Raw genomic sequence first — 10,197 nt, 5'->3', positions numbered from 1 at the left:
CAATCCTGTCACGATTGAGGGAATTCTCGCTTGTTTATCTAAACTGTTGACTGTGCGGGAACAATTACAAAGAGAAGCTCACCGTCATCAACAACCCTTATTAGCAGAAAATATTCCTAGACTATGGATACTAACTCCTACTGCCAGTCAGAGGATTATAACTGCTTTTTCAGGTCAATTAAACCCAGATTGGGGAGAAGGAATTTACTTTTTACCTCCAGCATTAACCACATCCCTTATTGTCCTGCATCAATTACCTGAAACCCCTGAAACCCTTTGGTTAAGATTATTAGGCAGAGGAGGAACTAGAACCAGAGCGATTGATGAATTAGAGGCCTTGTCTCCTCATCATCCCTTTAAATCAGCTTCCTTAAAATTATTATACAATTTGAGTAGAAACTTGCAAGCCTTACCCAAAAGAACCCAGGAGGAGAGGAAATTTATTATGCGTTTAGCCCCTTTATACGAACAAGATAGAGAAGCAGCGATTCAAAAGGGTAGAATCGAAGGGATTCAACAAGGAGAAGCTATCGGACTTCAAAAAGAAGCATCCAAGTTAGTGCTACGTCAACTAAAGCGACGTTTTGGTGAACTTCCCCCGCATATCACTGAAACTATCCAAAAACTCTCAGTAGAAAAATTAGAAGACTTAGGAGAAGCATTGCTAGACTTTGAGACTCAAGCTGACTTAATCAATTGGCTTAATCAAGCCTAAAATCTTCGGGAAAGGCCATTGAAAACTCCTCTAATTGTTTTCTTGATCTCTCGGGAAATTGAGAGCTTTATTGAATAGGGCAAGGTCTTGGAAATTAATCACGCCATCTCCATTAAAATCTGGCGTTGCTGATTTGAGTTCTGAACATTCTTTTGTGATATTTTTAAAACCTAGACCAAAACTAACTTTTGGATAGGACACACATTTGGCATTCATAGCTTGATTCAGCAACGCCGAATAATCTTATACTACTCCTAATCACTTCTTATCTCTTGACAATGACCTTAAAAACCGATCACGGTAAAAGCCATCCCGTCGGTGCGACTGTCTTGGCCGATGGTGTCAACTTCTCACTATTTTCTAAGTATGCCACTGCCATAGAATTATTATTATTTGATGATGCCAATTCCCCGCAACCTAGTCAAATTATTCGTCTGAATCCCCAAGAAAATCGCACTTTTTTCTATTGGCATATTTTCGTTCACGGCATTGGAGTCGGTCAAGTGTATGCTTATCGAGTCTATGGTCCGGATAATCCGGACCAGGGTCATCGCTTCGATCCTGATAAAGTAGTTCTCGATCCCTATGCGAAAGCGATTGTCGGTGCGGAAATTTATGATCGACAAGCTGCCAGCGAAAAAGGCGATAATTGTCATCGAGCTTTGCGGGGTCTGGTAGTGGATCCAGGCCGCTACGATTGGGAAGATGACGCACCGCTACGCACTCCCTACTCTGCCAGTTTGATCTACGAAATGCACGTCGGTGGTTTTACTCGTAACCCGAATTCCGGCGTTAGCGAGGAAAAAAGAGGTACTTTTGCGGGATTAATCGAAAAAATACCCTATTTGAAAAACCTAGGCATTACTGCCGTGGAATTGTTACCGATTCATTACTTTGATCCCGCTGCCGCTATGCCAGGGTTAACTAACTATTGGGGTTATAGCACGATCGGCTTTTTTGCGCCCCATGCCGGTTACAGTAGCGATCGCTCACCCCTGGGTCCTTTGAATGAATTTCGCGATCTGGTGAAAGCTTTACACAAAGCGGGGATCGAAGTGATTCTCGATGTGGTTTTCAATCATACCGCCGAGGGGGACGAAACCGGGCCGACTCTTTCCTTGAAAGGTATCGATAATCGCACCTACTACATCCTCGACGGGGAAGATAAAAGCCTCTATAGCAACTATACCGGCTGTGGTAACACCCTCAAGGGCAGTCATCCCATTGTTGGCAAAATGATTCTCGATTGTTTGCGCTATTGGGTGTCGGAAATGCACGTCGATGGTTTTCGCTTTGACCTGGCGGCCGTATTATCGCGCAATGTGGACGGGGAACCGATTCTGCAAAAAGGTTATAACATGATCTGGGCGATCGAATCGGATCCGGTCTTAGCCGGCACAAAATTAATCGCCGAAGCTTGGGATGCGGCAGGATTGTATAGTGTCGGTCAATTTGTCGAATTTGCCGATTGGTTTTCCGAGTGGAATGGTCCTTTTCGCGATGATGTGCGCGCTTTTGTCCGGGGAGATACCGGCATAGTCAGCAAATTAGCGGCGCGGATTTTAGGAAGCCCCGACATATACCACAGACCCGATACCGATGTCAATAGAAGTATAAATTTTGTTACCTGTCACGACGGCTTTACCCTTAACGATCTAGTTTCCTACGACGAGAAACACAACGAGGCTAACGGCGAGGAGAATCGGGACGGTTGCAACGATAATTTTAGCTGGAATTGTGGGGTAGAAGGGGAAACCAATAACGAGAGGATTAAAACCCTGCGACTGCAACAAATAAAAAATCTCTTAACGATCCTGTTTATTTCCCAAGGAACACCTATGCTGTTGATGGGGGACGAAGTGCGACGCACCCAAAAGGGCAACAATAACGCCTATTGTCAGGATAACCAGTTAAGTTGGTTCGATTGGAGTGCGGTAGAGCAAGAGTTCGATCTTTGGTGTTTCGTAAGGAGACTGATCGATTTTAATAAAAAATTAGCTCTTTTCCGTCAGGAAAAATTGCTAGAAGTCACCTATACCAGTCTTGAACCCCATCTCAGTTGGCATGGCGTACAGTTGAGTAAACCCGATTGGTCGGAAGATTCCCACAGTTTAGCTTTTTCCCTGCGTCATCCCAAGGCGAACGAGTATTTACACATTATGCTGAACGCTTACTGGGAATCTCTCAACTTCCAGTTACCCCCCTTGGGACAAGGGGAAAAATGGCATCGCGTCATCGATACTGCTTGGCAATTGTCCGAGGCAGCCTGTGATTTAGATGCCGCAGCCGCTATTGAATCGGAAACCTATCGGGTGCAAGCGCGTTCGGCGGTAGTCTTAATCGTTAAACCAGTATAACAAGAGGAGAGATATTGCTCGATCGACCGATGTTGAATGCTTTAACTAATGAACAATGGCATCAATTCAATCGTCAAGTGGAAAAACGTTATTTATTTGCGGAGCAATAGCTGAAATGATGCGGCTTTCATTAGCGAAACGGGTATCGATTCTCTCTTTGTGTTTAATTGGTTTTTCCCTGCCTTGGACCGCGTTCAGCGTTTCACCGGTACAGGCGAACCTAGAACCGACTGCGATCACTATTGGTGATCCCGTCCGAGAAGAAAAGCAAGCTCGGCAGTTAGTAGAATGGTTGGGAACTAAACAATACGACAAAGTTATTGCAGCTTTGTCACCCCAACTAAAACCCCTCTGGACTGCCGAAAAACTGCAAAAGGTCTGGGAAAGCCAAGTCACTGACAATACTGGACCGTTTAAGCGCATTGTCAAAAGCAAGCTACTCGATGCTATCAATGCCAATTTGGTGATTGTCACCGTTGAATTTGAGAAAGTTACCGACGATGTGATAGTTACCTTTAACCGGTCCGGTCAGATAGTTGCCGCCGATTTTCCCGAATTTCGCAGTATTTCTGAGATTGGCACCGCTTTTGTCACGGCTTTGGTCAATAAAGACTACGGACTGGCCCGAGGTTTTTTACATCCTCTCCTGAAAGCGGAAGTTTTCCCCACCAGAGTACAAGGCGCTTGGGAGAATTTACTTAAGCGTACCGGCCCCGTGCGTCGGATCGTGGGAACTCAGGTCAGAAAAGGCTCGGATACGGACGGCGTGGATCTGGTGTTGGTGACGATTCAATTTGAAAAACTGACAGACACTTTAATCCTCGTTTTTGATGATCAAAAGCAGATTGTCAACGTGGATTTCCCTTTAGGCAATTAGTAATCAGCCGAAATTACCCCGTAAATTGAGTTGGAGACGATAAGTTATGTTAGATAAAATCGAAGTTCCCATCGAAGCGATCGCAGCTAGGGAGATTCTAGATTCCCGCGGCCGTCCCACTATCGAAGCAGAAGTGCTGTTAGAATCGGGGGCGCTCGGTTTGGCCCAGGTTCCCAGTGGCGCTTCTACGGGTAGTTTTGAGGCCCACGAATTACGCGATGATGATCCCCAGCGTTACGGTGGTAAGGGTGTCCTGAAAGCGGTTCGCAATGTCCACGAAAAAATTGTCCCGGTTTTGCAGGGGATGAATGCTTTCGACCAAGCTAGTATCGATTTAGCTATGATCGATCGCGATGGCACGGCCAATAAACGAGAATTAGGGGCTAATGCTATCCTAGCCGTCTCTCTGGCTACGGCCAAAGCAGCGGCGGCGGATCTGGGATTGCCTCTCTATCGTTATCTCGCAGGTCCGATGGCCAATGTGCTACCCGTCCCGATGATGAACGTGATTAATGGTGGTTCTCACGCTGATAATAACGTCGATTTTCAGGAGTTTATGATCTTCCCCATCGGGGCCGATTCTTTTAAGGAGGGTTTGCGTTGGGGAGCGGAAGTATTCGCCGCTTTGGGTAAGGCCTTGCACGAACGCAAATTACTGACCGGTGTGGGCGATGAGGGCGGTTATGCTCCTAATTTGGCTTCAAATCAGGAAGCTTTGGATATTTTGATTGAATCGATCGAACGTGCTGGTTATAAACCGGGGTCGGAGGTGGCTTTGGCTATGGATGTGGCCGCCAGTGAATTCTATAAGGATGGTCAATACCTCTACGATGGTTCGGCCCATTCTCCCGCCGAAATGGTGGATTTTTTGGCCAGTTTAGTCGATCGCTATCCGATTGTTTCTATTGAAGACGGTTTACACGAGGAAGATTGGGATAATTGGAAATTATTGACCGATAAACTGGGGGCGCGGATTCAGTTGGTGGGCGATGATTTGATGGTGACTAATCCCATCCGTCTGCAAAAAGCGATCGATCTGGGTATTGCTAACTCGATCCTGATTAAACTCAATCAGATCGGTTCTTTGACGGAAACCCTACAAACGATCGCCCTGGCTACCCGTCACGGTTATCGTTCTGTCATCAGTCATCGTTCCGGAGAAACGGAAGACACCACGATCGCAGATCTGGCGGTGGCTACTAATGCCGGACAGATTAAAACTGGTTCTCTCAGTCGCAGTGAACGGGTGGCTAAGTATAATCGCTTATTACGCATCGAAGCAGAATTGGGCGATCGGGCGGTGTACGCGCCGAAAGTCGGTTTGGGTCCAAAATTCTTGGCCTAAAATTTGCAAAAAGTCTTGCACTGATCGAAAAAGGGTGTTATACTAAAGACACTGATAACTGATAACTGGTCACTGACTATTGTGGTACTTCGCTGAAACCCTTTTCGGCGAAGTATTTATTTTTGGCCTTTTTCTGCCCGAAGGTATGATTTTTGGCTCAAAGGTGTTATAGTAAAGGTACTGATAACTGATAACTGGTCACTGACTATTGTGGTACTTCGCTGGAACCTTTTTCGGCGAAGTATTTATTTAAGGGGGTGTTGACCAGAGAGAGGACGATTGGCGCACCGATAAAAGCCACTAAACCCTTAACTGCGAATCCCGGGACGAGGATCGAGGCTAACCAGAAACAAAAGCCATTGAGAACAAGGATAAAGCCACCGAGGGTGAGAATAGTAATCGGTAGGGAAAGCAGCCCTAGAATCGGTTTAACCAGTCCGTTGACTAAACCGATAACTGCCCCCGCAACCATGGCCACAATAAAGCTATCGACTTTAACACCGGGGAAGATAATATCAACCACTAATAAACTAAGGGCAGTGGCAAGAATATTTAAAAGAAGGCCGATCATAAATTTTTCCTTAATTTTTTCGCAATTACCCCCATTTTATGGCAACTTTAAGGAGAGCAAGCTTAATATAGAATTAAGATTCACTAAAGTCTTTTTGAGGTACAAGCAATGTTTCTTCGCCTAGTTTGTGCGTTTTTTTTGCCGCCCTTAGCCGTATTTTTGACTACGGGACTGAGTTTAGACTTTGTTATTAACATCATCTTAACTTTAATCGGTTATGTCCCCGGCATTATCCACGCTTTCTGGATTGTCTCCAAAGAAGCGGAGAATTCCTAATTAGCACCCCAGGAGATGCCAATTTTTCTAGTCGCTGCATTAGACATCTCCAATAATGAAGATTTTAGCTTGATGGATCGGGCTTCTAGCCTGATTTCTGGAGAGGTATATTACACGCGGTTAATAGGACAAAATTAACCGGACATATCGAACGGAGTCTTTGATCTAGATGCTTAAAGACTGATTGAGGATAAAATACCCAGTTTCAATGGACAAGAGCTTATCTAATGGCAAGGAGAGAGTTAAACGGCTCTCTCCTTAATTATTGCTATTCGTCGTCGTCGCTGGCACCAACTTGCTTGAGATGAATATGTTTTCTCCCCAAAGTAATTTCAAATTCATCTCCCGGTTTGAGTCCCATTTTTTTGGTGTAGGCCGAACCGATTAGGAGATTATTATTGGATTGGACACTGATCCGGTAGCTGGCCGAGCGCCCACCTCGTCCGTGTCCATTGGCACTGCTATCTAAGTCAATTCCCTCGGCATCGATTAAAGCATTGAGAAATTTCATCATATTAACGCGTTCAATACCATTTTTTGTCATGGTATAGTAGCCGCATTCCCGAGCTTTTTCCTCTTTGCTGAGGTTGCCTAGCTGTTTAACTTTCTCAATTAGTTCGAGGCCAGTCAGGGGTTCTGGATTAGTAGTTTTGTTCATTTAAGTTCGCGGCAGATAAGTAAAGGTTAGGGTCATCAAGGCTAGTCGAGGAGAATTGCTCCCCCTGACCAGAAACAATCGGGTTACGATTGATCTCTACACTCATCTTACACGGTATAAACTAAAAATTATCACTTGCTTGAGGAAATTGATTGTAATTGATTACACTCTATCTCTCGATCGAAATCTTAACAGAATTTATCAATGTTGATCGAGATGCTGAGGGAAGGGAGGTTAGCCTTTCTGTCATCAATGAGGGCAGGGGGTAGGATAGAGATAAAGAGGTAAAAATGAGGGATAATGAAGCTAACAACTAGGGGTCACTATAGTGTTAAAGCCTTGCTGGATCTTAGTTTACAACCTAGAGGAACTCCCGTCTCGGTAAAATCGATCGCCCTGCGTCAAGATATCCCGGCCGCTTATCTAGAGAAATTGCTGATAGAAATGCGACGAGCGGGGTTAGTTCGTTCCTTTCGGGGATCGCAAGGGGGTTATCAATTGGCTAGGCCGGCAAATCGGATCTCGTTGGGGCAAATTTTGGAGGCAGTGGGAGAGACGATCGAGCCATTATCAGGCTATCATCCCAGGGACGAACAGGCAGAAGATTGGGTGACATTTACTATCTGGAAACACCTACACGAGAAATTAAAAGAGGCCCTAGGGAAGATTACCTTAGCCGATTTATACTACGATGCCCGTAGCTGGATCGCCGCTAGGGGAGAGGAAACCAGCTTTATTGTTTAGTAGTTTAGAAGTTATGACAGCAACAACACAAGCAAAGATTTATGGGGGGGGTTGTCACTGTGGAGCGATCCGTTTTCAAGTGGCGATCGAGCATGATCAAGCTCTAGACTGTAATTGTTCGATTTGTCAGAAAAAAGGCTTTCTGCATCTGATTGTTCCTTCAGCACAATTTACCCTCCTAAGCGGTGAAGATTTTTTAAGTACCTATACATTTAATACCCACACAGCCCAACATTATTTTTGTCGTGTTTGTGGTATTCATCCTTTCTATCGTCCCCGCTCCCATCCTGACGCTATAGATATAAACCTGCGCTGTTTGGAGGGCAATGTCTTAGGCGATTTTCAGATCCAGTTCTTTGATGGGGCTAACTGGGAAGACAATATTGAGAAAATTCGGGATATCGATGGTAAAAGGGAGTAATTGTGAAGGAAACGGCAACGGCGATCATTTTAGTATTAGGGGCGGTTTTAGATTATCTGGTGGGCGATCCTTGGGGATGGATTCATCCAGTGCAGGTGATGGGGGCGATTATTGCTGTTGCCACAAAAGTTATCCTTAATTGGACGCGGGAAAAAATTCGCCAACGTTTAGCGGGCATAATTCTGGGACTAGGTTTAATTATCTTGGCCGGGGTCTTAACTTGGCTAGGAATCCAATGGTTAGGTCAGGTCAATTTGCTGCTGAGTTGCCTAGTACAAATGATTCTCTTGGCTAGTTGTTTAGCCGGTAGAAGTTTACGCAGGGCTGCCGAAACAGTCATCGCACCTTTACAAGCTGAAAATATCACCTTAGCTCGTTGCCAACTAAGTTTATACGTTGGTCGCGACACAGATAATCTCGGCCGGGAAGAAATCCTCCGCGCCCTATTAGAAACCGTCAGTGAAAATGGTGTGGATGGAGTTACCGCGCCGCTTTTTTATGCCCTTCTCGGTGCTTTTCTGGGTGTGGGGCCAGTTCCCCTCGCTTGCGCTTATAAAGCCGCTAGTACCCTCGATTCGATGATTGGCTATCGTCGGCCACCCTACACCCATATTGGTTGGTTTAGTGCCAAAAGCGAGGATGTTTTGACATGGCTACCCTGTCGTTTGACGGTCTTAACTCTCGCCCTAATTTCGGGCCGGCCGGGGCGGGTTTTAAGCATTTGTTGGCGCGATGCCCGTCGGGATCCTAGTCCTAATTCTGGTTGGAGTGAATGCGTCTATGGGGCGATTTTGGGGGTGCAATTGGGGGGGAAAAATCAATATCGAGGCCAGATTGTGGAAAAACCTTTATTGGGCGATAACCTCAACCCGATTACCGTCAAAACCGTCGAACAGGCTTTGAATTTAACTCGTACTTGTGTATTACTTTGGCTGGCGATCGCTGTCAGCTGCTTGATTGCTAGAGATTTTGCTCAATTTTAGCGACCACAGGCGACGGCGTTGACGGGATTGACGCTGCCAGTAACGGATAATCAGGGAGAAGGTCAAGAATAGGGATTGCAGTATCTGTATCTGTCCGCAGAGACGTTGATAGTTTTGTCGGAGATAATAGGTTTTCGCCCCAGCGATGACAATATATTCGGGGGCGGGGTAAAAAATGTGGTGTAAACGTCGTTCCACCCGGTTTAAAATTTTGGTCACTCGCCCTAAAATCCGCCGCAATTGCCACAATTTCCAGACTAGAAAGCAATTAAATAAAGTTAAGCCTAGATTGAAGCCGAGGACAAAAAAGAACATGGTCGAGGCAATGGTCGAGTTATGCCAATTTTAGCCTAGATTCCTGACTTGAAAGTGTAGGGGAGAGAAATCTAATACTAAATCCGTTGAGTAACGCACAGAAAACGGGTTTCTCGGAGAAACCCGTTTTCTACTCATGCAAAAGGCAAAGATTTAGCGTCCGAGGGCGTGTAATCCGTTAATAATTTCGGCACAGCGCTCGGTAACTGTCTGTAAAGCTTCTCTTTTGCTAGAAATCGGTGGCGGCAGCACTTCCCCGATGCGAATAGTTAAGGGGATACTATGGGGAAAAGAAGAACCTTTTTGAAAAATCTTTTCTGTCCCCCACAAACTGACGGGTAACAGGGGAACTCCCGCTTTAGCGGCAATCATCGCCGCGCCTAGTTTTGGTTGATGGATCAATCCGTCCTCGGTGCGGGTTCCCTCCAGAAACACTCCTACTGCCCAGCCCGCTGCTAAGGCTGCCATCGCCGCCCGAATTGCCCCGCGATCACCACTGCTGCGTTTGACGGGATAGGCCCCGTAAAGAGCGATCGCCTGTTTTAAAATCGGGATGGTAAATAATTCTTCTTTAGCCATATAAGCTACGGGACGACGCACGGCACAGGATAATAGAGGTGGATCGAAGTAACTGGCGTGATTGCAGACGATAATCAGAGGATGACGCCGGGGGACATTTTCCACTCCGTAAATGCGGCCGCGGAAATAGCCGTGTAGGGTTGGGCTAACGATCGACCATTTAAAGAGATGATATAAAACTAAACTGGCAAAAGGTTCTCGCTCTTGAGGCTGGTTCATCGGAAATTTTGGGTCTGAAACCCCGCCGTTCTACGGCGGCTTTACGTTAGAATTAAAAGGCCAGTCTCGAAAACCAAGTGGACGGCGCAGCACCTTGAAAACTCGGCTTAGGGGGTTCCGACCAGAAAAGCTTGGCC

13 protein-coding genes are annotated in these 10,197 nt (G+C 45.9%); 8 read left to right on the top strand and 5 right to left on the bottom strand.

What is annotated here, in order from left to right; all coding sequences use genetic code 11:
• On the top strand, window positions 1-715 hold a 715-nt coding region (locus O9324_RS17115; protein ID WP_288140818.1), incomplete at its 5' end, for a DUF4351 domain-containing protein.
• A gap of 30 nt (window positions 716-745) precedes the next feature.
• Here the strand turns inward: O9324_RS17115 and O9324_RS17110 are convergent.
• Window positions 746-931 carry a hypothetical protein gene (locus tag O9324_RS17110; RefSeq protein ID WP_288140817.1) on the bottom strand — a complete coding sequence of 62 codons (186 nt, stop codon included), beginning with the start codon at window positions 929-931 and terminating at the stop codon, window positions 746-748.
• Window positions 932-993: 62 nt separating this feature from the next.
• On the opposite strand from O9324_RS17110, the gene glgX reads away from it, so the two are divergent.
• From glgX to eno, 3 genes are all read left to right on the top strand, one after another.
• Window positions 994-3,072, top strand: a complete 2,079-nt coding sequence (gene glgX / locus O9324_RS17105; protein ID WP_288140816.1) for a glycogen debranching protein GlgX — start codon at window positions 994-996, stop codon at window positions 3,070-3,072.
• A 115-nt stretch (window positions 3,073-3,187) separates the two neighbouring features.
• Window positions 3,188-3,949, top strand: a complete 762-nt coding sequence (locus O9324_RS17100) for a DUF3887 domain-containing protein (RefSeq protein ID WP_288140815.1) — start codon at window positions 3,188-3,190, stop codon at window positions 3,947-3,949.
• Window positions 3,950-3,995: 46 nt separating this feature from the next.
• Window positions 3,996-5,294 (top strand): phosphopyruvate hydratase, encoded by a 1,299-nt coding sequence (eno, locus tag O9324_RS17095; protein WP_288140814.1) that lies wholly within the window; start codon window positions 3,996-3,998, stop codon window positions 5,292-5,294.
• Window positions 5,295-5,499: 205 nt separating this feature from the next.
• On the opposite strand, the gene O9324_RS17090 is transcribed toward eno, so the two are convergent.
• Window positions 5,500-5,865 (bottom strand): phage holin family protein, encoded by a 366-nt coding sequence (locus O9324_RS17090; RefSeq protein ID WP_190720674.1) that lies wholly within the window; start codon window positions 5,863-5,865, stop codon window positions 5,500-5,502.
• Between the two features lie 108 nt (window positions 5,866-5,973).
• Between O9324_RS17090 and O9324_RS17085 the strand changes: the two genes are divergently transcribed.
• Window positions 5,974-6,141 (top strand): YqaE/Pmp3 family membrane protein, encoded by a 168-nt coding sequence (locus O9324_RS17085; protein ID WP_002798187.1) that lies wholly within the window; start codon window positions 5,974-5,976, stop codon window positions 6,139-6,141.
• A 268-nt stretch (window positions 6,142-6,409) separates the two neighbouring features.
• On the opposite strand, the gene O9324_RS17080 is transcribed toward O9324_RS17085, so the two are convergent.
• A complete protein-coding gene (locus tag O9324_RS17080; protein WP_002798186.1) occupies window positions 6,410-6,799 on the bottom strand; it encodes an AbrB family transcriptional regulator in 390 nt (129 codons plus the stop codon).
• 300 nt (window positions 6,800-7,099) lie between these two features.
• Between O9324_RS17080 and O9324_RS17075 the strand changes: the two genes are divergently transcribed.
• From O9324_RS17075 to cbiB, 3 genes are read left to right on the top strand one after another with little or no spacing between them, the layout of a single operon-like run.
• Window positions 7,100-7,543 carry an Rrf2 family transcriptional regulator gene (locus O9324_RS17075; RefSeq protein ID WP_002738021.1) on the top strand — a complete coding sequence of 148 codons (444 nt, stop codon included), beginning with the start codon at window positions 7,100-7,102 and terminating at the stop codon, window positions 7,541-7,543.
• Window positions 7,491-7,964 (top strand): GFA family protein, encoded by a 474-nt coding sequence (locus O9324_RS17070; RefSeq protein WP_002757336.1) that lies wholly within the window; start codon window positions 7,491-7,493, stop codon window positions 7,962-7,964. Before O9324_RS17075 ends, O9324_RS17070 begins: the two co-directional genes overlap by 53 nt.
• Window positions 7,965-7,966: 2 nt before the next feature.
• Entirely contained in the window at window positions 7,967-8,947 is a 981-nt protein-coding gene (cbiB, locus tag O9324_RS17065) for an adenosylcobinamide-phosphate synthase CbiB (RefSeq protein WP_288140813.1), read from the top strand.
• On the opposite strand, the gene O9324_RS17060 is transcribed toward cbiB, so the two are convergent.
• Window positions 8,888-9,262: a hypothetical protein gene (locus O9324_RS17060; protein ID WP_147070800.1), complete on the bottom strand. Its 375-nt coding sequence runs from the start codon at window positions 9,260-9,262 to the stop codon at window positions 8,888-8,890. The genes cbiB and O9324_RS17060 overlap by 60 nt on opposite strands.
• Window positions 9,263-9,415: 153 nt before the next feature.
• Window positions 9,416-10,060 (bottom strand): lysophospholipid acyltransferase family protein, encoded by a 645-nt coding sequence (locus O9324_RS17055; protein ID WP_004161567.1) that lies wholly within the window; start codon window positions 10,058-10,060, stop codon window positions 9,416-9,418.
• Between the last annotated feature and the right edge of the window lie 137 nt (window positions 10,061-10,197).

Origin of the sequence: Microcystis sp. LE19-84.1B, assembly GCF_027531875.1 — a bacterium.
GTDB classification, from domain to species: domain Bacteria; phylum Cyanobacteriota; class Cyanobacteriia; order Cyanobacteriales; family Microcystaceae; genus Microcystis; species Microcystis panniformis.
This window is presented reverse-complemented; position numbering and strand designations above follow the sequence as displayed.